The following is a 19,842-nucleotide window of genomic DNA, read 5'->3' as shown; positions in this document are numbered from 1 at the left end:
CTCGACAAACCATGTCAAAGCTCTTGAGTTTCGAGACGCCGTTTAAACGCGCCGAGCGCAGTACTCATCTGTGGGCCTATCACCGGGTCGGCGGCAATGCCCTCAGCACTCGACTGACTGGACAGGAGGTTCACCGTCATTGACGCGTCCTCGATGATGCTCGCCGACATCGTCTCCAGGACCAGCCGCAATGCGGCTTGCGCATGACTGGCTCTGGGCGATGCGTTGAACAGCGCGACAGGCTTGCCCGGAAACTCTTCACTGCTCACGAGCCAATCGAGCATGTTTTTGAATGCGCCGGGAATACCTCGGGCGTACTCGGGGCACGAAATCAACAGCCCATCCGCCTGCCCGATAATTGCGCGTAACGCTATGACCGCCTCGGGGGGATCTTCGAGCAGATCCGGGTTGAAGTGAGGCAAGTCACCGATGCCTTCGTAATGTGCGACCTGGACCCCTTCGGGGCATAGCAGCTCAGCTGCGCGTAGCAAAATCGAGTTGGAGGAGGCCTGACGCAGGCTTCCCGAAACAGCAAGCAGACGCACCATTTCAATTCCGTTTGTGATTCGTGAATCGGTGAAGTTTGGCACGCGCTGAGCTTCATGCACCATTGCGGTATAGCAATCCAGCGGTCAGTAGGGGGATTGGCAGAACCAGATGCTGAGGTCTCGACCTATCGGTGCTGAGACCTCAACAACACTGAAACCGGACGCAATACCCGGTTTTAAATCCAGCGTCGGAACAGCACGCTGGCGTTGACCCCGCCGAAACCGAAGCCGTTGGACAGTGCATATTCCAAGGGCAGGTGCTGGGCCTGGCCGCGAATCAGGTTCAGGCCTTCGGCAGCGGCATCCGGAGCTTCCAGATTGAGTGTTGCCGGAACCACCTGATCGCGCAGCGCAAGTACGGTGAAGATCGCCTCGATCCCTCCCGCAGCACCCAGCAGGTGGCCAGTGGCGGACTTAGTCGAACTGATCGCAAGGCCGCTGTCTGTGCCGAACAGGGCTTTGATTGCCGCCAGCTCGCCTTTATCACCCACCGGGGTCGAGGTGGCGTGGGCATTCAGGTGCTGAACCTGGGATGCTTCCACGCCGGCTTGGCGCAATGCCTGCTGCATGGCCCGGCGGGCGCCGTCGCCATCTTCGGGCCCGGCGGTCATGTGGTATGCGTCGGCGCTGGTGCCATAGCCCACCAGTTCGGCGATGGGTCTGGCGCCGCGTGCCAAGGCATGTTGCAACTCTTCGATGACCAGCAGGCCGGCGCCTTCACCCATGACGAAACCATCGCGGGCCTGATCGAAGGGGCGCGAGGCTCGCTCCGGGGTGTCGTTGTAATCGCTCGAGAGGGCTCGTGCGGCAGCAAAGCCAGCCAGGCTGACCCGGTGAATGGCCGCCTCCGCCCCGCCACAGAGCGCTACGTCGATTTCCCCCGCGCGAATCATCCGTGCAGCGTCGCCGATGGCCTGGACGCCCGCCGCACATGCTGTCACCGGAGCCCCCAGCGGCCCCTTGAAACCGTGACTGATGGAGACATGACCGGCGGCCATATTGCTGAGAAATGACGGGATGGTGAAGGGTGACAAGCGCCGCGGCCCTTTGCTGTCAGTCGTCCGCACGGCTTCGGCAATCGCCGGAAATCCGCCCACGCCCGAAGCGATGATGGTGGCGGTGCGCTCCTGCGCCTCTGGGGTTTGCGGCGCCCAGCCGGCCTGTGTCAGCGCTTCATGGGCCGCTGCCAGGGCGAACAGAATGAAGCGGTCCATCTTGCGCTGTTCTTTGGGTGCCAGCAGTAGATCCGGATCGAAGCCGGCCTCAGGGTCTTGGATACGGTCGGGAACCTGGCCACCGATGCTGATCGACAGATCGCCGATCAGCTCCGGTGGCAACCGGCGGATTCCCGACTGCCCAGCCAGCAGGCGTTGCCATATTTGCTCGACTCCGCAGCCAAGTGGGGTCAGCGCGCCCATGCCTGTAACGACAATGCGTTTGTTCATGATGATCCAGTTCTTTCTGTTTATGGGGGGGTAACGACATATGGACGTTACTATCATTATGAAAGTAACATGCCGGACCACCAAATGTTTGAACCCCTGTAAGGAGCTGTCATGCAGCGCAAGACCCTCATCCATGCTGAATGCCCGATCGCCCGTAGCCTGGAAAGGGTTGGCGAGTGGTGGAGCATTTTGATCATGCGCGATGCCCTGCATGGCCTGAGACGCTTCGAGGAGTTTTCCCGCAGCCTGGATATTGCCCCGAACATGCTCACCAGGCGCTTGAACTCGCTGGTGGAAGCGGGCCTGCTCGAGCGTCAGCCTTACAGTCAGCGCCCTTTGCGCTACCAATACGTGCCGACTGCCAAGGGCGAAGATTTCCGCGTGGTGCTCATGGCCTTAGTGGCCTGGGGCAATCGCCATTACGCGCCGGAAGGGGAAAGCGTGCAGATTGTCGAGAGGGAGACGGGGCGGCCGGTGCTGCCGATGATGGCGGATGTCGCCGATGGCCGTCTTGTGCCCTTGGACCGGTGCAGCGTGCAGGCCGGACCCGCTGCCAGCGCGGGCATGCGTCAGCGGCTTGGGTCCATGGCTGAGCCGGATTGAGCCTTGCCAGGTCGATTGAGGCGCCGTGCAGTGGATGAGTGCGGGACTTAAAGACTGTCAGCGGTTAGAGCTTACTGGCGCAGTTGTTTTGGGGACGCGTTCAACAGGCGGCGCATGAGTCGCCGCAGGGCCGTGGCATCTTGGTATCCCACCTGTGCGGCGATAGATTCAACGGAGTGCCTGCTGGTTTCCAGCAGCACGCGGGCTCGGTTCAATTGCACACGTTGGATCAGATTCCGCGTTGAAAGACCGGTCGCTTTTTGAAGGTGCCGGGACAGCGTTCGCTCAGACATGCCGACGTGCGCTGCAAGGCTTGGCACACTGGGCGGATGGGGCAGTTGTGCTTCTATATAGGCGGAGAGGTTGGCGACCAGCGTATTGCCCTGAGCCATGATTGCCGGGTTGATGAAGGGAGATTGCAACTGTCGGCCATCGAGTAGAAGGGCCTTGCCCACCGCGTCGGCGAGCTCCGGCGACAGACGTCTGCGCAGCAGGTGCAGCATCAGGTCAGTTTGCGCGAAGGCTGCGCCGGCGGTCGTCAGGGGCGGATCGCGGAGCACCATGACGTTGGGGTCGACAATGCAGTCAGGCGCCATGCGCGACAGCCAGGGGGCGAGCCACCAGGAAGTCGTCACCCGTCGCCCGGTGAGTAACCCTGCGGCATGCAGGAGAAACACCGCCGAGCACGAAGCTGCAATCTCCTTGCCTTGATTCACATGTGCCTTCAGCGCTGGCAGTGTCTGAAGGACCGAGTCTTCCTCAAGACGCTGCAACAGCGCGTCGAAGTCGCTGATGCCAAGGCCCGGAATGACCCAGCAGGAGTTGTCCTCGACGTCTGTGGTCAGCGCGTCAACCTGCAACAGCATGCCGTGGCCCAGCGTAATCAGCCCTGGTTGCGGCCCACAAACGCGCCAGCGTGGCACGGCAAGGCCGCGCCGCTGCGCCAGTGTGGCGGCGGTGCCGAGGATGTCCAGGGTGGCTGCGACGCTTGAGGCGAACGACCCGGGAAAGACGAGGACAGTGAAATCGTACATTGTCCGATTATGCCCGAAAGAAGACGAATCGGTCACTTATCGAGAGACGGGATAACTGGCCCAATGGCGCCTCCAGTCAACCGCGAGGTTTCGCTATGCCAAACATCCTGATCAAGGTGCCTACCGGCGCTTTCAACCTGCCACAACGCCACCAGTTGCTTCGCAGCGTGAGCGACGTGGCAATGATTAATGAACACATGGGCGATGCCCCTCAGCAACGTATGTTGTGCTGGGTGTTGATCGAGGAAGTGCAGGCCGATCAATGGCTGTGCGGAGGCGTTGCTCCTCATGCCCAGGTTGTCCCGTGCATGGTCATCGTCAAGGTGCCTGCCGGCGTGCTTGATGCACCGATGCGCCAGCGCTACGTGAGTGAACTGCATGGCGCCATACAATCGAGCCTGGCCGCGGGGGATCAGCGCCGGTTGCTGAGCTCGATACAGATCGAGGAGGTTGTTGATGGAACGTGGGGGGCGAACGGCGAGATCTGGCATTTGGCCGACTTCACCCGTGCAGCCGGATACGGGCATCTCGCTGACTAGGATAGGCTGGGCGAGCAAGACGACCTGCCAGCCTTGTACGGCGTCAGGCATCGATGTCCGCACGATCCGCAGGCCTGATCTGAAAGACGTACTCTCACGTCTACCGATGCGGTGGGCGAGTGAGGTTGTTGGCTTGTTGCCGAATAAATGCGCAATCAAATCACGGGATTAAAGGGAATTAACGATGGAAGTAGATCACATCTTTATTTGTGTGAATGGTGACGGTCGAGGCGCCGATGCTCTGAAAAACCTCGGGCTGGCTGAAGGAACGCCAAACGTCCACCCCGGCCAAGGCACGGCCAACAGAAGGTTCTTTTTCCGAAATTCGTTCATTGAGCTTTTACATCTCACCGATGAGTCAGACGCTCAAAGTCAGCTAACCGCGCCAACCCAACTCTTTGACCGCCTCACGTGTACGGATGGCGTCGCCTCGCCCTTTGGAGTTTGCTTCAGACCCTCCAGCGTAGACGAGAAACCACTATTTCCGGTCTGGGCGTATCGACCTGCTTACTTACCCGCCGCGCTGAAAGTCGACGTGGGGCATGCGCCAATATCCGAACCGATGTGGTTTTTTCTTGCGTTTGCCAAGAGACCAGATGAGGCGCCTGTTGAGCGAGCGCAGCCGTTTGAACATCCCAACGGCTTTCGCGAGATCACATCGTTGCGCGTTATCACGCCCGACCGCCACGCGTTTTCGGCCCCTGCCAACTGCGCAAACCAACTGAAAGGATTTGAAATTGTTCAGGGTGATGAACATCTGCTCTTACTGGAAATCGATCATGGCGCCAGCGGCCAGACACGCGATTTCCGTCCTGGGTTGCCGATGATTGTGAACTGGTGAAGCATTGGCCTAGAGGGCCCGTTCCATCTTGATGATCTCGATGGAGACCGGGCTGTTGCCTCGGGAGAATATGCCTTCGCCAATCTTGCGAAAACCGTGGTGCTGGTAGAACTTTTCTGCGGTCAGAGTCGCCTCCAGGTAGGCCTTGGAATGGCCAGCCTCACGTATCTTTTGCAAGGCCGTCTCCAACAGCAGCCTGCCGATACCCTGGCGCGCTCCGCTGCCGCGTATGAACAGTTTGCTGACTTCATGCCCGTCAACCTCGACAAACCCTAGGACCCCATCGTTTTGCGCCAGCCACACGTTGCCGCCCACGATCGCGTCCCGGTACGTCTGCGGCGAACGCCCGTCCAGCCACATGGCGATCTGGTGGGTAATCTGAATTGGCTAAGTAAATTGTTGATTAATAACATTAATAGTGATTTTAATTTTTCGTTTGAATACCAATTGGAATATTGCGCTCCACCTGACCACCCGTTTGCATTCGATCTGACCAGCACGCTTCGTAACTATGATTGGCAGTGAACTGGCCACAGCGGACGGTCAGCGATTACCGGCACAGCCGCCGCAACCTATAAGGACGGCGCGGTCGCGACAGTGCTTCATGAGCGCGTTGCATCTGGGCTGTCTACGGAAGGAATGGCAAATAGATGCTCGGCGGCAAAGTCCACGAATACCCGGATTTTCGGTGAAAGATGGCGACTGGACGGCCACAATGCCCAGAACTGCCCTTGATCTTCGCTGTGACCGTCGAGCACCGTTTCCAGGCGCCCCTGGGCGATAGCTTCGCGCGCCAGGAAGTCCGGGACAAATGCGACACCGTGCCCATCCACCACGGCCATCAGCATGGCTTCCATATTGTTCAATGTCAGAGCGGTTGGCAGGCGCAACTGCGTGAACTGGGGCGCCGAAGACATACTCCAGTCCATTATTTTACCCGTTGTGACAAATCGGTAACGCAAGCACTCGTGATGCTCGAGGTCACTGATAGTGACGGGCCGTCCCTTACGCCGCAGATAGTCAGGCGATGCGCACAGGACAAACTTAAAAGGCCCCAACTTTCGGGCCATCAGCTTGGAGTCGGCCTGCCCACCGCTGCGAATCACTACGTCAAAGCCTTCATCGATCACATCCACCAACTGGTCGTTGAAATCCAGTTCCAGCTCAATCTCCGGATAGGTTTTGCGGAATCGCGCCATATGGGGCAAGAGAAAGCGATAACCGATAGTGGGCAAGCTGACGCGTAACTTTCCACGGGGTTCCTGTGTTGCATGGGAAAGCATCGCCCGGGCATCTTGAAGATCGTCGAGGATCTTGCGGCAGCGTTCATAGAACAACTGTCCCTCCGCAGTCAGGCTGACTTTGCGGGTGCTGCGGTGCAATAACCGTACATTCAGCGAAGCCTCAAGTTTGGCGACGTTTTTGCCCACGGCCGAGGCAGAAATCCCCAGCGCCCTGGCGGCGCTTATGAAACTGAGCGCCTCGGCGGTTTTTACGAATGAGATCACCCCACTAAGACTGTCCACAACTCGATTACATCCTTTTGGTTCACTATAAGTGGAATAAAAGCCCGTTTATCTTCGATTGTATCCTAACTAGAGTGTACGAACGATCGCGCGCCTCGGCCTGGACAGCTCGGATACTTCATAGATATGCAGGGAATCACCTAATGAACTCAGCTACCGAACCGCTGCCTGCCCATGGCCGGCACTCCATATTGGCTGCAATTTGCCTCGCCGCCTTGGTATTGCCCATGAGCTTTACCGGCGGGGCAGTGGCCACGCCGTTCATTGGTCAAACCTTTGATGCCCATCCCACGGAACTGGCCTGGATCACTAATGCCTTCATGCTTAGCTTCGGCAGCCTGCTGATGGCCGCCGGCACCCTCGCAGACCTCTACGGACGCAAGCGACTGTTTATGTGCGGCATGGCGTTGTTTGCAATGGTGTCGATTCTGTTGGCGGCGGTCCCCGATATTTTCTGGCTGGACCTGTTGCGTGGCGTGCAAGGCATCGCCGCGGCGGCAGCCCTGGCCAGCGGTTCGGCGGCACTGGCGCAGGAATTTGATGGGCATGCCAGAACTCGTGCTTTCAGCCTCCTGGGCACCACTTTCGGGGTTGGCCTGGCCTTCGGTCCGTTGTTATCGGGGTTGCTGATCGAGTACTTGGGCTGGCGCGCAATTTTCCTTTTCACGGCCCTGCTTGCCATCCTTTCCTTGATATTTGCCCTGCCGAAAATGCGCGAAAGCCGCGACCCGCAAGCACAGCGTCTGGATACGCCCGGCGTGCTGACGTTTTCCGGCCTGCTGATCATGTTTACCACGGCGGTGATCCTGGCACCTGAGCAGGGCTGGGGCTCGCCGGTCATCCATGCGCTGCTTGGCGCGTCGGCGGTCTTTTTGCTGCTGTTTATCATTGTTGAAAATCGGGCGAAACATCCGATGCTGGAACTGGGTTTATTTCTGTTTCCGCGCTTTGTCGGTGTACAGATCCTGCCGATCGGCACCTGCTATTGCTACATCGTCTTGATCGTATTGCTGCCGTTTCGGTTTATCGGCGTGGAAGGGGCCAGTGCCTTTGAAGCGGGGCTGATGATGTTGGCACTCTCTGCCCCTATGCTGATTGTCCCGATCATTGCCGCGTCGCTAACTCGCTGGTTGTCGGCGGGCGTACTCTGCGCAATCGGTTTCGTGATCGCAGCGGCCGGGCTCTACTGGCTGAGTACGATCCCGGTCGGCACGCACGCGCAGATCATCGCGGCCATGCTGCTGACCGGTATCGGTACAGGCCTGCCCTGGGGTTTGATGGATGGTTTGTCGATCAGCGTGATCCCCAAGGAACGGGCGGGGATGGCCGCTGGTATTTTCAACACGACGCGGGTGGCCAGCGAGGGTGTCGCCCTGGCGATCACTGTTGCGGTGCTGACGGCTCTGGTCGCACACCATCTGAGCATCAGTACCTCGGTCAAACTGTCCGCCGTTGACTATTCAACTATCGCGCAACGCCTGGTGATGGGTGATATCCAGCACGCGAGCACCGACGCCAGCCAAATCCCGCTGACGATACTGCGCTCGGCCTATACCGCCGGGTTCAACACCTTATTGCAACTGCTGGCGATGTTCACGCTGTTCACTGCCGCCGTGGTCTTTCTATTCCTGGGACGCCAAAGCGAAGTCTGCGTCGGTGCCGAATCCACGCCTGATGTCGCCCGTCTCTCATCGGATACCTGAAAGCCGCTTTGGAGCCATGCTTGATGTCGCCCAACACACACTTTACGCCGCTGATTCTGGCGGGCATTGCCTTACTGTGCGGCTTGTCGGTGGCCAATGTCTACTTCAACCAGGCACTGCTGCCGGTCTTCGCCGAAGCCCTGCACGCCGATGCCGGGCAAACCAGCTGGATCGCCACTGCATCGCAGATGGGCTATGCCTTAGGGATGTTGCTGATCGTCCCGTTGGGCGACAGAGTGGCGCCCTTGCGACTCTGTCGCGTACTGCTGGTGTGGACCTCCATCCTGTTATTGCTGGCAAGCCAGGCCACCCAGCTTTCATTCCTGGCAGGCGTCAGCTTCCTGCTCTGCATGGGCACATGTATCCCGCAGGTGCTACTCCCCTACCTGGCCGGGCTAGCCACTGCCGGCGAACGCAGTATATGCGCTCCATAAACCCCACCTATCCCAAGGTGGGTCAACGGTTTACTGTGGCATCTCTGGTGAGCAGTTCCACGGCAGCAAGGCTTCGTAGTCTTCGACCGACGAGGCATGTGGCAACCGCTCCAGTACATGGCGCAGCCACGTATAGGGCTCCTGGCCGTTGAGCTTGGCGGTCTCGACCAAGCTGTAGATCTGGGCGCTGGCGGTGGCACCCTTGGGCGTATCGCTGAACAGCCACGCCTTGCGTCCTATTACAAACGGCTTGATTGCTCTTTCTGCCGCATTGTTGTCGATGGGTAAAAAACCTGCTTCAACGTAGCGCTCCGGCCGGCTCCAGTTGTTCGCCAGATAATGCACAGCCTTGCCCAGTGCACTTTGCGCCGTGACTTGCGGTTGGCTCTTATCCAGCCAGCTTTTCAGTTGGACCAGGATCGGCAAGCTCTTTTCCTGACGAACGATAAACCGTTGTTCATCGCTGGCGTCTTTGGATTCTCGCTCGATGCCGTACAGTTTGTTGATCATCGTCAGCGCGATATCTGCCCGCCCGGTTTTACCCTTGGGCTGCACTTTTTGCGCATCCACGAACTTGCGTCGTGCATGGGCCATGCACGCCAGTCGCTCCACGCCCGGCTGCAACGCCAAGGCGTTATAGCCGGCGTAATCATCATCGGTCATCACATAGCCGCGATAACTGTCCAGCAAGCGCAACGGCACGTCCTGCGCGCGACTGGAGGTGTAGTCGAACAGCACGACTTTCTTGTCCGGGGGGCCGCTGGCCTGCACCCACATCCGGGATTGACTGGTCGGGTCGCGATCCGGCTCCTTCAACACTTGGACGCGGGTTTCATCGCAGTGGATCACCGGGCTTTCCAGCAAGCGGTCGCGCATCAAATTCAGAAGTGGCTGGAAGTGTTCGCTGCACTGGATCACCCAGCGTGCCAGAGTCTGGCGCGCAATCTCGATGCCGTGTCGGCTCAACGGCAAGCCATCAACCTACTTGGTGGTCAACAGCATCGCCAATACGCTGGGGCTGGCCATGCTCTTTTCGATCAACTGAGCCGGTTTGTCGGCGGTGACCGGGGCTGTTTCGCAGCCACGGCAGCCGTAAACCTCGCGGATATGTTTGATCACCCGGATCTGCATCGGCACGATATCCAGCTGTTCGCTGGTTTCTTCGCCGATAACGTGTTTGAGGCAACCGCAGGCACAGGTCAGTTCGTGTTCGGGTAGTTCGTGGATAACTTCGATACGTGGCAGATCGGCCGACAATGGCTTGCGTTTGCCACGGCGGGGTGTCGGCGCAACGGCTTCTTCGTCAGCGTCATCAACGAGCGGCATCGGCTCGCTTTCGGGCTCGTTGAACAGCGCCAGTTGCGGCGTGTTGGGCTCGACCGTTTGTTCGGATTTACGCCCGAACAAACGGTCGCGCAGCAACTTGATTTGTTCTTTCAAGTCGACGATGTGAGTTTGATAAGCCTGGGCAACTTCTTCCTGACGGCTGAGCGCCTCAAGCAGCAGTTACTTGAGCAAAACAGGATCATCAGGAAGGTCGTCGGGCAGGGAAATCATGGCCCGGATTATACCGGGTCAGGCCACGTAGCGTGGGGTCAAAACCTGATGAGGGCGGTTGCGCCAAAGGTCAAAACCATCGAGTAACCAGTTGAGTTCCTGAACCGTCAGGATGATCGCCTCGTCGCTGACATCGGGCGATGTTTTAAAGCGTTCGGATTCGAGGCGCTTGAGCCAAAGGCAGAAGCCGTTGCGCTCCCAATACAATATCTTCACTCGGTTGCGTGGCTTGTTGAGGAAGACGAAAAGCACGGGGTCGAACACCGCCACTTTGATGTCCAGCTCGACCAGAGCGGCGAGGCCATCGATGGATTTTCGGAAGTCCACGGGTTTGGGGTAGAGATACACTAATGAGACTTTGGCGTCGGGACGCATCATGACGGACTGGCTCCAGAAAGGATCGGGAGCACCGCATCAGATTTCAACTGGAGGCTTTGAATGTGTAGGTGATAGATCGCTTACGAAAGAGCGGAGATAAGTGATTGGATGTCCCAGTCTTGCATAGCTAAATCGGTTGTCAACGATGCAGGAGCAGCTCCCTGATTTTCACTCGCCAGCTGCGTGAGTGGGCGAATAGGGAATTACGTCACTCGAATAAATTGCATATTCGAGTTGCATATTGCATTTTTAAATGCAATTGTATTTGAGGTTGATCATTGCATTTTTAAATGCGCGCACAAGGGAGCTTCTATGGTTATCTCACTCATGCTTACCCCCGAGCTCGCTGCCTGGGCACAAAAGCAGCCCGACGTATCGGCAACGATTCTAGCTTTGTTGCAAGCGCACGTGAAAAGTACGGATACCCCTGCAGATCGCGCCGCCGCCGTCCTAAAAGAAAACGTCCTGAAATTGCCCGAGGACATGGAGTTCGAGATACCTCAGATCATCGGCCAAGAGGTCTGGCAAACCCTTGATCGCTCCAGCCGGGTGACTTTTGGTAAGCAGGTAAAACGTGATGCAGCGGATTTCGGATTGGAGTTCATCCGCACCACGGCTTCCCGTCATGCGGTGTACAAAAAAATGGTCCTTGCAGGCTGACGACTCAACCTGCAGGCAACATCGAGTAGCACAATTAAAGTGCTTGGAACGCTAGATATGGGGGCTCTATGAAGACTTGGGGAATGCGTAGCAATTTCGACTACCAGGGCACAGTACTGACCGGTACTACTATCACCTATGGCAAAAATAGAAAGATGTATGTCAGTGCCGAGCAGTATGCGGCACTGAGAAAGACCTTCCTTAACCGCGTGGTGCCTATTGGTGCATCTCGGACAAACGCCGATGCTGACAGTATTGGTGCTTGGCTTCAGGCGAATATCACCCCGGTGTCGATCGCTTCTTATGTTGGGCCAATTTTGCTTGGGGGGTATGCGGAACGGGTCGGCAACTCGCATATCCGCATTGTGCGTTAACGCGCGTAGGTTTAGCTTGTTAGAGCCAAGCCTCGCAGAGGGTTTCTACCTATTTGAGAACCCCCCTGGATGGCTGAAACTGACAAGCTTCCTGTGGCAGCTTTTTGAATGTGTTCGCTCCACCAGGTCATCATAGGGCGTCTGCGCTCAATGTAGTCCGCTCGGTTGTATGCGCTGCGTACCTCGTCTTTGTCTACGTGCGCAAGTGCGACCTCGATCAGCTCTGGTTCCCATCCTTTTTCGTTCAAGATCGTACTAGCCATGGAACGCATGCCATGGCTCACCAAGCGCCCTTCAAAACCCATACGTTTCAAGGCCATATTTGCCGTCTGGCTGTTGCAGTGAGTTCGTGGATCTCTATCTGCTGGGAACACAAACTCCCGATGGCCGCTGTAGGGTTTTATTGTTTCAAGCAAAGCAAGTGTGTGTTCAGTCAGTGGTATGACGTGAGCACGACGCTTTTTCATACGCTCTGCTGGAATTGTCCAGGTTTTCTTGTCGAGATCAATGTCAGCCCAGGAAGTCGTGGCGGCTTCCGCAGGACGGGTCATGGTATGAAGTTGCCATTCGATCAGGCAGCGGGTTGTTCTCTTTATGCTCGCATTGGCGATGGCGACCATTAACTCTGGCAGCTCTTCCGGGCGGAGGGCTGCCATGTTCTGCTTTTTCGGCTTCTTGAAAACGGTCCGAATGCCGCTGAGCGGATTGGCAAAGATCATTCCCGAGTTCACACCGTAGGTCATGATCTCGTTGAGTCGTTGGGTCAGTCGCTTCACTGTCTCCAGGCTGCCTTTGGTTTCCAAAGGGCGCAGCAGCTCTATGACCCTTGGGGCATTGATCTGTGAGATAGGTGTTGTTCCCAAAGATGGAAAAACATGCAGCGTGAGCGAGCGCCAGATGTCCTCGGCATAAGCGGTGGTCACAGAATCCTTTTTCAGTTCAAACCAGGCAGACGCCACGTTCTCGAACGTGTGCTCGGTTGCCTGCCTTTTTGTCTGCTCCAGCTCGCTACGTTGTTCTTTCGGGTCGATGCCTTGGGCGAGAAGCTCTCTGGCTTCGACCGTTTTTTTCCTGGCTTGCGCGAGTGAGAGTTCTGGGTAGGTGCCGAGTCCCATGTTAATGCGGTTTTTGGTGATCGGCTGCCGGTAGTTGAAGTTCCAGAGCGTAGAGCCATTGACCCTCACGCGCAGCTGTAAGCCGTCTCCATCGCTGAGGACATAGTCTTTGTCTTTCGGCTTTACCGCTTTGACCTGGCGGTCAGAGAGGCGGGTGGCTTGGGCGCACATGAGGTGTTCCATGACATCAATTGGTATTCCAAAAATTACCCCTGAAGGGCTTGGAATACCATCTGGAATACCCGATGTCGTGGATTGTGCCGGACGTCCATGGACGCTAATAGACCCTAAAGCCTTGATTTTGCTGGATTTCAGGCACAAAAAAAGACGTCCGTGGACGTCTTTAGATGATGAAGTGGTGGAGCCGGGGGGATTTGAACCCCCGTCCGCCAGTACTCCGCTGTCGGTACTACATGCGTAGCCGTGTCTATTAAGTTAACCCTCAGCGACCCGACGGGCAGGGTGCTTTGGGCGAGTTGTGTAAGTTTTAGCCGCTTCGTCCACAACGTACTGCACGGCGATTCTGTTCTATATGACAATCATTTTGGGTTTACAGACATCCCCTGATGATTGCTGGACCCGAAGGTACCAGGAGGGAAGGGCTAAGGCTGCTTACGCAGCGAGAGCGTATTCCCCGTAGGTTTCGTCATTGGCAACTATAGAAAGTTGCAACAGTGGATTTACGAGTTCTGTTACCAACTCGGCATGCACCTAAAGTTTCGCGACCGGCGTCGAATCCTAAACGGCCCCGTGCTTGTAACTCGTTGTTTCTTAGTGAGTGACAAGCCTATGCAGTGTACGTCAAACGGTCACAGAAGGCCAACCCGAAGGTTGGCCTTGAGCGTCGGGCGTTACTGATTGCCGCCTTTGTCAGCGTTCTGTAGGTCTTGCAGGGCCTTGGACGTGATCTCTATGCACTTCTTGTCATCGCCTGCCGCGTGGGCGGCCTGGGCTTGAGACACGGCAGTATCGATTTCGCCGCGTTTGCCACTGGTGTCGGTGGCGAGCAGCGCTTTGCCATTGTTGATTTTGTCGAGATTAATCTGACACAGCTGGTCGGTTTTTCCGGCTGCAAACACCGGTGAGGCCAGCATCGCAGCGGTAATGAACAAGCCAGCAAGAGCGGAACGCTTCATAGGGGTATCTCCTTGCGAAAAAGGGCTCGACGCTGCTGGCATTCACGTACTGCCAGCGACATCACTGATGAGCCTCGATCGCCGAGGCCCATGCAGATGACTGCGCCGGTGCGCAGGGGTTCTGTTTTTTGCGGGTTTTAATGTGCCCTCGGCTGGGTCACGCGGTCCACGAGGTACACCAACCCGTGGTAATCGATGCCGCCATGCTGGCTCAGGCCGATCTCGCAGGTGCGGCTGGTGGAGATGCCTTCGCTGCAATATTGCACGGCGTCCTTGAGCGAGCGCAGGGAGTGGGCGTTGAGCTCCGGTGTGGTAAAGCCTTTGTCGCCGGCAAAGCCGCAGCAATGAATGCCTTCCGGAATCACCACGTTTTTGGAGCAGCGGCGGGCCAGGTCGATCAATGCCTGGCTTTCCCCAAGGTGCTGGGTGCTGCAGGTGACGTGTACGGCGATCGGTGCTTCCTGCGGCGTGAAGTCGAGGCGGTCCATCAGGTGCGTGCGGATAAACCGAACCGGGTCGTAGAGGTCCAGACGTGTTTCGCCCAGGTCTTGCACCAGGCGCAGGGTGCAGGGGCTGGTGTCGCAGTAGATCGGGTCGAGGCCGCCACGGCTGGCGTGGAGCAAGGCGCCGATCAGTTCCTGGCGCTTGTGTTCGGCCTGTTCGGCATAGCCCTTGGAGGCAAAGGGCTGGCCGCAGCACAGGTTGTCCTGGTTGTCGGGGATAACGACTTGGTAGCCGGCTTTTTCCAGCAGGCCACGGGTTTTGTCGTACAGCGACATCTGCTCTTTGTCGCCAGCCGCTGGCCCCATGGCGCGTGAGACGCACGCCGCGAGGTAGACCACGCGTGGTCGCTCATCCGTCACCGCCGGGCTGAAGCGAATGGCTTTTTCCGGCTGCGGCATTGCGTTGGTCCATTGTGGGATTTGTCCCTTGGACAGCTTGGTCACTGTGGCCGACAACTTAGCCAGGCGCGGCGCGCCCAACAGCATGCGTGCACCGTTGGCGACGTGCAGGGTAAAGCGCGCGCCTTGCAGTGCTGTGGCGAAGTGGGTGGCTAGCCATTCGGCGGTTTTCGTATGGTCGGCGTCGCGGGCCCGGAGTTTTTTCACCAGATCGCCGGTATTGATTCCCACAGGGCAGCGCTGGGCACATAGCCCGGTGGCGGCGCAGGTGTCGATGCCCTGGTAGTGGTAGGCCGTTTCCAGTTCAGTCGTGTCGATGCCGGCGCGTTTCTTCGCCTGGATATCGCGCCAGATCACGATGCGCTGGCGCGGGCTCAAGGTCAGGCCTTTCGACGGGCACACCGGCTCGCAGAAACCGCACTCGATGCACTTATCCACAAGCTCGTCGGCGGCAGGCAGCGGCTTGAGGTGTTTAAGGTGGATCTGCGGGTCTTCGCTGAGCACCACGTCCGGGTTGAGAATACCGTTGGGGTCGAGCAGGCGCTTGAGTTGCCACATCAGTTGGTAGGCATCGCTGCCCCATTCCAGCTCGACGAACGGCGCCATGTTGCGGCCGGTGCCATGTTCGGCTTTCAGTGAGCCGCCAAACTCCACCGCCACCAGTTGCGCGACGTCGTCCATGAACGCTTGGTAGCGTGCGACTTCTTCGCTGCTGTTGAAGCCTTGGGTGAACACGAAGTGCAGATTGCCTTCCAGGGCGTGTCCGAAAAGGATGGCTTCGTCGTAGTGATGTTTGTCGAACAGCTCGATCAAGCGGTTAACGCCGATGGCCAGTTGTTCGACCGGGAAGGTTACGTCCTCAATGATCACCGTGGTGCCGGTTTTGCGCACGGCGCCGACGGCGGGGAAGGTGTCTTTGCGGATCGCCCACAGGCGGGCGTTTTCCACGGGGTCTTCGGTGAAGTCGACCTGTTTTTCCACCGGAAACGCCGCCAGCGACGCCATGATCAGCGCCAGTTGCTCGTGGAGCAAAGAGGGCGATGCGGCGCGGGATTCGATCAGCAGCGCACAGGCATTTTCCGATAGATGCTGTACGAAGGCCGGCATGCCGGGCTTGTCCTGCACCGAACGCATGCTGCGTCGGTCGAGCAGCTCAACCGCTGAGACCGGTTGGGTTTTCAGGACGGTTACCGCATTGCAGCAGGTCTCGACATCGGGGAATACGATCAGCGCCGAGGCTTTGTTCGGGTGGTCGATGACGGTGTCGTAGGTCACCGCGCTAATAAAGCCCAGGGTGCCTTCGGAGCCCACCAGCAGGTGGCTGAGGATATCCAGCGGCTCATCGAAATCCACTAGGGCGTTGAGTGACAGGCCTGTGGTGTTTTTCAGACGGTATTTGTGGCGGATTTTTGCGGCCAGTTCAGCGTTTGCCCGCGTCTCTCGACCGAGTGTGGCTAGGCGTTCAAGCAGCGTGCTGTGCTGCTGACGAAATGCCGCGACGCTGGCGGCATCTTCGGTGTCCAGGCGACTGCCGTCGGCCAGTACCAGGCGAATGCCGGCGAGGGTGTGGTAGGTGTTTTGCGCCGTACCGCAGCACATCCCGCTGGCATTGTTGGCGACGATGCCGCCGATTTTGCAGGCGTTGATCGACGCCGGATCCGGCCCGATCTTGCGCCCGAATGGCGCCAGCCAGGCGTTGGCCTGGGCGCCGATCACGCCGGGTTGCAGGCGGATCTGCGTGCCTTGCCCGCGAATTTCGCGGCCGTTCCAGTTGTCCCCCAGTACGATCAGCACCGAATCGCTGATGGCCTGCCCGGACAAGCTGGTGCCCGCTGCGCGGAAGGTCACCGGAACGTGATCGCGCTGGGCCAGTTGCAGCAGCGCCACGACTTCGTCTTCCGACTCGACGCGAATCACCAGCTGTGGGATCAGTCGGTAAAAACTGGCGTCTGTGCCAAATGCCAAGGTGGAAAGTGGGTCGTCGAAGCGACGAATTTTCGGGATCAACTGTGCGACGTCAGCAAGGAAAGCGGCAGGCAGACTCATTGGTCCTCCAGGATCAGCACCACCAGGTCCTTCGGACCGTGGGCGCCATAAGCCAGAACTTGTTCGATGTCAGCCGTCTTCGACGGGCCGGACACCAGCAGGGCATTGGTGGGCATGCCTTGGGCCCAGGCGAATTGCTGCTGGACCTGATAAAAGTTGTCGTAAATCTCACTGGCCTTGAGCAGTGCAAAATGTACCGGTGGCACCAGGCTCATCAGGCGCGGTTCTTCCCGCGTGGGCCACAGAATCAAGCTACCGGTGGCGGCGATGGCGCCGAGGGTCGTGGTCAGGCTGGCCGGTGTGTCATTAAACAGCTCGGCTTTCCATTCTTCCACTGGACGGTCATAGGCTTTGAGCCCTGGCAATTGCGGGTTGTTCGACCAGTGTTCGGTGATGCGCCGTCCATGCTCGGTTGTCGGCGCGATGAGCAGGCTGGGCAGTTCGCGCTTTTGCAGCAGTTGCGCGAGCAAGGCCGGCCATTCGGCGCCGCGGGTCAGGTGGATCTCGGTATGCACCGCTTCCATCAGCTTGCGCAATTGTGCGATGCGCTGTTCGGGCGGGTAGGTGTAGATCTGCGTGACCAGGGTCTCATCGAAGTTGTCGGGCACTGGTGTTGTGCCCGTCAGGCTGTGGCGCAATTTGCCGAGGATATTTTGCTTGGCGCTCATCAACGCGCTCCCTGTTTGGCCAAATGCTCGCGTGCCAGGTCATGCAGCGAACGGGCGGCGGGTTTAGGCGCGCTATGGTTTTGCGTCCATGGTCCGACATTGCTCGGTACGAGGGCGCGCAGGCGCGTGGCGGCGAATGTGAACACGCGGTATAGCGTCGGTGAGCTGTGGAGCTTGGCCCAGGCGTTCCAGATAAACCGCTCCTGGCGCGAATACTTGCTGCCTTGGCCGCGCATCACGGGGTGTGGGCTATCCGGCGCTTTTACGTTCTCTTCCCGCAGACGGCGCAGTAAGGCCGGGATCGGAATTTTTACCGGGCACACTTCTCCACAGGCACCGCACAACGAAGACGCACTGGGGTGGTCCGGCACTTTTGCCAGGCCGACCATATGCGGCGTGATGATTTTTCCGATAGGGCCGGGGTACACCTCACCGTAAGCATGGCCGCCGATTCGGGTATACACCGGGCAATGATTCATACAGGCGCCACAGCGAATGCAGTTGAGCGTCTGGCGCAATTCGCTGTCGGCAAACGCCTGGCTGCGCCCATTGTCCAGCAGCACCAGGTGGACTTCTTCGGGGCCGTCGAGTTCATCGGGCTTGCGCGGGCCGGAGATCATATTGACGTAGGTGGTGATCGGCTGACCGAGCGCGGAGCGGGTCAGCAGCGACAGCAACGGCACTACGTCGCGCAGGTTTTCCACGACCTTCTCGATGCCGGTCACGGCGATATGCACCGGTGGCACCGTGGTCGACATGCGCCCGTTACCTTCGTTTTCCACCAGCAGCAGCGTGCCGGTTTCGGCCACGGCGAAGTTGACGCCGGAGACGCCGATATCTGCTTCGAAGAACTTTTCCCGCAGCACACGGCGACCAATCTGAATCAACTGGTCGACATCCTTGGTGTACTCCACGCCGAGTTTTTCCTGGAACAGCGACGCGACCTGGCTGGCGTTCTTGTGGATCGCCGGCATGATGATGTGGGATGGCTTCTCGTGGTCGAGTTGAACAATAAACTCACCCATGTCCGACTCAAGGCATTCGATGCCTTGGGTGGCGAGTACGTGGTTCATTTCCATCTCTTCGCTGACCATGGATTTGCCTTTGATCACCTGCGTGGCTTCGCGCCGGCGGATGATCGACAAGACGATCGCATTGGCCTCTTCAACCGTTTCGGCCCAATGCACGGTCACGCCGTTACGGGTCAGGTTGGCTTCCAGTTGTTCGAGCAGGTCGGGCAGCTTCGACAGGGCTCGGGCGCGCACCGCGTTACCGAGGGCGCGCAGGTGTTCGCGTTCGTGGGCGTCGCTGAAAGACGCCGCCCGTTTGCTCATCAGGGAATCCATCGCGTTGCGAAAGTTGTTTCGCAGTTGCGCGTCGCCCAGCGCCTGGTGGGCGCGGGTGCGGAAGTCTTCCGACACGTCGACGGTCGGAATCAGCGTGGTGGAGTTCATCGCTCGCCCCCCGTGCGTTGCCAGAGAAAGCTGGCCAGGTGTTGGCCGCGTAAGGCGGCTTGCTGTTTCTCCAGGGCGCCATTGATGTTCATCAGGCAACCGCAATCAGCGCTCAGCACTTGATGGGCGCCGGATTCCTGCAAGGCTCGGGTCTTGTCGGCCACCATTGCGCCGGAAATATCTGGCATGCGCACGCTGAACGTCCCACCAAAGCCACAGCATTCGCTTTCGTGGCTATGGTCGACGCGTTCGACATTGCGCAGTTGGGCCAGCAATTCGCGGCCGTGGAGGTGGGTGTTCATTTCCCTGCGCGCAGAACACGAAGTGTGCAGGGCGACTTTGACCGGCGCCCCGCTATCGTTGAGTTGCACCTTGCACACGAACAACAGGAACTCTGCCAACTCGTAAGTACGGGCCGCGAGGGCCTGCACTTGTTTTAGGGTGTCGGGTTCGTCCTTGAAAAGGTCGGCGTAGTGCTCGCGTAACATGCCGGCACAGGAACCGGACGGCACCACCACCGGGTAGTCGCCTGCGAACAGCGCCAGTTGTGCGCGCGCCACTTGTCGGGCCTGGTCGGTATAACCCGACGTGTAGGCCGGCTGCCCGCAGCAGCTTTGCCCTTGGGGATAGTCCACGCAGATCCCTTCGCGTTCCAGCAGGTGGATCGCGTCCATGCCGGCTTCGGGATAGAACAGGTCCACCACGCAGGTGCCGAACAGGTAGACCTTCTGCGGTTTTTCGTGGGGGTATTCACGTGGCGGGGCCAGGGGCGGCGCGACACGGGTGGCATTCGGCACGGCGTTGTAAAAAAGCTCGCTCATCAGGCGCGTTCTCCGGGTAGTCCCGGTTGTCCGTCCGTCAGGGCCGCAGCGTGTTCAG

19 protein-coding genes, 1 other RNA gene and 1 pseudogene are annotated in these 19,842 nt (G+C 58.5%); 7 read left to right on the top strand and 14 right to left on the bottom strand.

The genetic code is table 11. The annotated features are described in order from the left end of the window. Nucleotides 1–14 precede the first annotated feature (14 nt). The gene (locus J2Y83_RS24730) at nt 15–548 is read right to left on the bottom strand and encodes an NADPH-dependent FMN reductase (RefSeq protein ID WP_253399227.1); all 534 of its coding nucleotides are present in this window, start codon (nt 546–548) and stop codon (nt 15–17) included. Between the two features lie 176 nt (nt 549–724). Continuing rightward, on the bottom strand, nt 725–1,993 hold the full coding sequence (fabF, locus tag J2Y83_RS24725; protein WP_253399225.1) for a beta-ketoacyl-ACP synthase II: 1,269 nt from the start codon (nt 1,991–1,993) through the stop codon (nt 725–727). Nucleotides 1,994–2,104: 111 nt separating this feature from the next. On the opposite strand from fabF, the gene J2Y83_RS24720 reads away from it, so the two are divergent. Beyond that, entirely contained in the window at nt 2,105–2,596 is a 492-nt protein-coding gene (locus tag J2Y83_RS24720) for a winged helix-turn-helix transcriptional regulator (protein ID WP_253399223.1), read from the top strand. A gap of 71 nt (nt 2,597–2,667) precedes the next feature. Here J2Y83_RS24720 and J2Y83_RS24715 read toward each other — a convergent pair whose 3' ends face one another. Beyond that, nucleotides 2,668–3,630, bottom strand: coding sequence for a GlxA family transcriptional regulator (locus tag J2Y83_RS24715; protein ID WP_253399221.1), 963 nt, complete (start codon nt 3,628–3,630; stop codon nt 2,668–2,670). Between the two features lie 95 nt (nt 3,631–3,725). On the opposite strand from J2Y83_RS24715, the gene J2Y83_RS24710 reads away from it, so the two are divergent. Next, the gene (locus J2Y83_RS24710) at nt 3,726–4,169 is read left to right on the top strand and encodes a tautomerase family protein (protein WP_253399219.1); all 444 of its coding nucleotides are present in this window, start codon (nt 3,726–3,728) and stop codon (nt 4,167–4,169) included. Between the two features lie 184 nt (nt 4,170–4,353). Then, nucleotides 4,354–5,010: a VOC family protein gene (locus J2Y83_RS24705; RefSeq protein WP_253399218.1), complete on the top strand. Its 657-nt coding sequence runs from the start codon at nt 4,354–4,356 to the stop codon at nt 5,008–5,010. A 9-nt stretch (nt 5,011–5,019) separates the two neighbouring features. Here J2Y83_RS24705 and J2Y83_RS24700 read toward each other — a convergent pair whose 3' ends face one another. Together J2Y83_RS24700 and J2Y83_RS24695 are read right to left on the bottom strand one after the other, a co-directional pair. Next, nucleotides 5,020–5,370, bottom strand: coding sequence for a GNAT family N-acetyltransferase (locus J2Y83_RS24700; protein ID WP_253399216.1), 351 nt, complete (start codon nt 5,368–5,370; stop codon nt 5,020–5,022). A gap of 242 nt (nt 5,371–5,612) precedes the next feature. Next, complete coding sequence (locus tag J2Y83_RS24695; protein ID WP_253399214.1) at nt 5,613–6,536, bottom strand: LysR family transcriptional regulator; 924 nt, start codon at nt 6,534–6,536, stop codon at nt 5,613–5,615. Between the two features lie 143 nt (nt 6,537–6,679). Between J2Y83_RS24695 and J2Y83_RS24690 the strand changes: the two genes are divergently transcribed. Together J2Y83_RS24690 and J2Y83_RS24685 are read left to right on the top strand one after the other, a co-directional pair. Then, nucleotides 6,680–8,239: an MFS transporter gene (locus J2Y83_RS24690; RefSeq protein WP_253400443.1), complete on the top strand. Its 1,560-nt coding sequence runs from the start codon at nt 6,680–6,682 to the stop codon at nt 8,237–8,239. Nucleotides 8,240–8,262: 23 nt separating this feature from the next. Continuing rightward, nucleotides 8,263–8,673, top strand: coding sequence for a hypothetical protein (locus J2Y83_RS24685; RefSeq protein ID WP_253399212.1), 411 nt, complete (start codon nt 8,263–8,265; stop codon nt 8,671–8,673). A gap of 30 nt (nt 8,674–8,703) precedes the next feature. Here J2Y83_RS24685 and tnpC read toward each other — a convergent pair. After that, nucleotides 8,704–10,179 (bottom strand): annotated as a pseudogene (gene tnpC / locus J2Y83_RS24680) (IS66 family transposase). Between the two features lie 69 nt (nt 10,180–10,248). After that, nucleotides 10,249–10,608, bottom strand: a complete 360-nt coding sequence (tnpB, locus tag J2Y83_RS24675) for an IS66 family insertion sequence element accessory protein TnpB (RefSeq protein ID WP_253399211.1) — start codon at nt 10,606–10,608, stop codon at nt 10,249–10,251. Nucleotides 10,609–10,920: 312 nt separating this feature from the next. Between tnpB and J2Y83_RS24670 the strand changes: the two genes are divergently transcribed. Then, nucleotides 10,921–11,268: a DUF1413 domain-containing protein gene (locus J2Y83_RS24670; protein WP_232590830.1), complete on the top strand. Its 348-nt coding sequence runs from the start codon at nt 10,921–10,923 to the stop codon at nt 11,266–11,268. Between the two features lie 83 nt (nt 11,269–11,351). Then, nucleotides 11,352–11,642, top strand: coding sequence for a hypothetical protein (locus J2Y83_RS24665; protein WP_232590829.1), 291 nt, complete (start codon nt 11,352–11,354; stop codon nt 11,640–11,642). An 11-nt stretch (nt 11,643–11,653) separates the two neighbouring features. Here the strand turns inward: J2Y83_RS24665 and J2Y83_RS24660 are convergent, their stop codons facing one another. The 7 genes from J2Y83_RS24660 to J2Y83_RS24630 form a co-directional block, all read right to left on the bottom strand. Continuing rightward, entirely contained in the window at nt 11,654–12,928 is a 1,275-nt protein-coding gene (locus J2Y83_RS24660; RefSeq protein ID WP_253399209.1) for an integrase domain-containing protein, read from the bottom strand. A gap of 185 nt (nt 12,929–13,113) precedes the next feature. Then, nucleotides 13,114–13,507: a transfer-messenger RNA gene (gene ssrA / locus J2Y83_RS24655) on the bottom strand. A gap of 101 nt (nt 13,508–13,608) precedes the next feature. Then, on the bottom strand, nt 13,609–13,893 hold the full coding sequence (locus tag J2Y83_RS24650; protein WP_253399200.1) for a hypothetical protein: 285 nt from the start codon (nt 13,891–13,893) through the stop codon (nt 13,609–13,611). Nucleotides 13,894–14,030: 137 nt separating this feature from the next. Continuing rightward, nucleotides 14,031–16,841: an FAD-binding and (Fe-S)-binding domain-containing protein gene (locus J2Y83_RS24645; RefSeq protein ID WP_253399198.1), complete on the bottom strand. Its 2,811-nt coding sequence runs from the start codon at nt 16,839–16,841 to the stop codon at nt 14,031–14,033. Next, nucleotides 16,838–17,509, bottom strand: a complete 672-nt coding sequence (locus J2Y83_RS24640; RefSeq protein WP_253399196.1) for a LutC/YkgG family protein — start codon at nt 17,507–17,509, stop codon at nt 16,838–16,840. The genes J2Y83_RS24645 and J2Y83_RS24640 overlap by 4 nt, the downstream gene beginning before the upstream one ends. Continuing rightward, nucleotides 17,509–18,963 (bottom strand): LutB/LldF family L-lactate oxidation iron-sulfur protein, encoded by a 1,455-nt coding sequence (locus tag J2Y83_RS24635; RefSeq protein WP_253399194.1) that lies wholly within the window; start codon nt 18,961–18,963, stop codon nt 17,509–17,511. Before J2Y83_RS24635 ends, J2Y83_RS24640 begins: the two co-directional genes overlap by 1 nt. After that, nucleotides 18,960–19,784: a (Fe-S)-binding protein gene (locus J2Y83_RS24630; RefSeq protein WP_247395666.1), complete on the bottom strand. Its 825-nt coding sequence runs from the start codon at nt 19,782–19,784 to the stop codon at nt 18,960–18,962. Before J2Y83_RS24630 ends, J2Y83_RS24635 begins: the two co-directional genes overlap by 4 nt. Between the last annotated feature and the right edge of the window lie 58 nt (nt 19,785–19,842).

This window comes from Pseudomonas marginalis, assembly GCF_024169655.1.
GTDB lineage: Bacteria > Pseudomonadota > Gammaproteobacteria > Pseudomonadales > Pseudomonadaceae > Aquipseudomonas > Aquipseudomonas paraveronii.
This window is presented reverse-complemented; position numbering and strand designations above follow the sequence as displayed.

Coding starts and splice junctions, on each gene's coding strand:
- J2Y83_RS24710 (WP_253399219.1), top strand. CDS start 3,726: ATGCCAAACATCCTGATCAAGGTGCCTACCGGCGCTTTCAACCTGCCA.
- J2Y83_RS24645 (WP_253399198.1), bottom strand. CDS start 16,841: ATGAGTCTGCCTGCCGCTTTCCTTGCTGACGTCGCACAGTTGATCCCG.
- J2Y83_RS24640 (WP_253399196.1), bottom strand. CDS start 17,509: ATGAGCGCCAAGCAAAATATCCTCGGCAAATTGCGCCACAGCCTGACG.
- J2Y83_RS24670 (WP_232590830.1), top strand. CDS start 10,921: ATGGTTATCTCACTCATGCTTACCCCCGAGCTCGCTGCCTGGGCACAA.
- J2Y83_RS24665 (WP_232590829.1), top strand. CDS start 11,352: ATGCGTAGCAATTTCGACTACCAGGGCACAGTACTGACCGGTACTACT.
- J2Y83_RS24630 (WP_247395666.1), bottom strand. CDS start 19,784: ATGAGCGAGCTTTTTTACAACGCCGTGCCGAATGCCACCCGTGTCGCG.
- J2Y83_RS24720 (WP_253399223.1), top strand. CDS start 2,105: ATGCAGCGCAAGACCCTCATCCATGCTGAATGCCCGATCGCCCGTAGC.
- fabF (WP_253399225.1), bottom strand. CDS start 1,993: ATGAACAAACGCATTGTCGTTACAGGCATGGGCGCGCTGACCCCACTT.
- J2Y83_RS24685 (WP_253399212.1), top strand. CDS start 8,263: ATGTCGCCCAACACACACTTTACGCCGCTGATTCTGGCGGGCATTGCC.
- J2Y83_RS24730 (WP_253399227.1), bottom strand. CDS start 548: ATGGTGCGTCTGCTTGCTGTTTCGGGAAGCCTGCGTCAGGCCTCCTCC.
- J2Y83_RS24700 (WP_253399216.1), bottom strand. CDS start 5,370: ATGTGGCTGGACGGGCGTTCGCCGCAGACGTACCGGGACGCGATCGTG.
- J2Y83_RS24660 (WP_253399209.1), bottom strand. CDS start 12,928: ATGTGCGCCCAAGCCACCCGCCTCTCTGACCGCCAGGTCAAAGCGGTA.
- J2Y83_RS24705 (WP_253399218.1), top strand. CDS start 4,354: ATGGAAGTAGATCACATCTTTATTTGTGTGAATGGTGACGGTCGAGGC.
- J2Y83_RS24650 (WP_253399200.1), bottom strand. CDS start 13,893: ATGAAGCGTTCCGCTCTTGCTGGCTTGTTCATTACCGCTGCGATGCTG.
- J2Y83_RS24635 (WP_253399194.1), bottom strand. CDS start 18,963: ATGAACTCCACCACGCTGATTCCGACCGTCGACGTGTCGGAAGACTTC.
- tnpB (WP_253399211.1), bottom strand. CDS start 10,608: ATGATGCGTCCCGACGCCAAAGTCTCATTAGTGTATCTCTACCCCAAA.
- J2Y83_RS24690 (WP_253400443.1), top strand. CDS start 6,680: ATGAACTCAGCTACCGAACCGCTGCCTGCCCATGGCCGGCACTCCATA.
- J2Y83_RS24715 (WP_253399221.1), bottom strand. CDS start 3,630: ATGTACGATTTCACTGTCCTCGTCTTTCCCGGGTCGTTCGCCTCAAGC.